This is a genomic window from Paenibacillus paridis, assembly GCF_006345825.1.
In the GTDB taxonomy this organism is placed as follows: Bacteria; Bacillota; Bacilli; order Paenibacillales; family Paenibacillaceae; genus Pristimantibacillus; species Pristimantibacillus paridis.
The window spans coordinates 1-782 of the sequence record NZ_VCIX01000031.1; the positions used below are offsets into that span (position 1 = coordinate 1).

Annotated in this window: 1 pseudogene; it reads right to left on the reverse strand. The window is 46.5% G+C overall.

What is annotated here, in order from left to right:
• Positions 1-782 (reverse strand): annotated as a pseudogene (locus tag FJQ58_RS00340) (ABC transporter permease); the annotation flags it as partial.

Consider the following 782-nt stretch of genomic DNA (forward strand, 5'->3'; position numbering starts at 1 on the left):
CTTGGTGCACTCTCAGCCTACGAATATGCAGGAAGAGCAGAAGCGCACCGATCAGCATCATAAATCCGACCACATAGAATAACTGATTGGTATCGTTCGAGTCGAATATAACTCGGAATGGCGGCACCGTTTCAGCCACATTCTCGGTCGTTTGCAGGAACGGCAGGAATAGCAAGCTGACTGCCTTTCCAATTAATACGCCGAGCCCTATCGCAAGTCCCGCTGTAAAGAGCTGCTCCAGCAGAAGCATGCCCGTAAGCTGCCTGCGCGAGAGTCCCATCGCACGAAGTACGCCGAACTGCACGACACGGCCTGACAAGTTGAAGAACCAGTACAGAACATAGCCCGCCAACGTAATGACGACAGATACAAGGAAGCCTAAGCTCAATATGCCGAANGCTTCTCGACAATGGGAGCGAGCTTCGCTTCAGGCTTCATTTTTAGCCAAACCTCATAAGGAGTAATAGGCATTTGATCATAAATATAGTCCAAGTTCGCAATGATGAATGGTGATTTATCTGGATATTGCGTAGGCCAATACGGCAAAATGCCTACTACCGTAAATTCAATCATTCCGTCTGGAAAGCCAACTGAAATTAAATCGCCGAGCTTTAATTGGTTTTTCTCGGCTACTTTAGTAGGAATAAGTGCAGCGTGCTCATATAAACCTAAATTATTTAAATAATAATTCGGATGCACCGGAGACAAATCGTCTCGGAACCAAGCTACCTTGGCAAAATCGACGTTATCAATACCCATCACGGTACCTTGCCCAATCGATT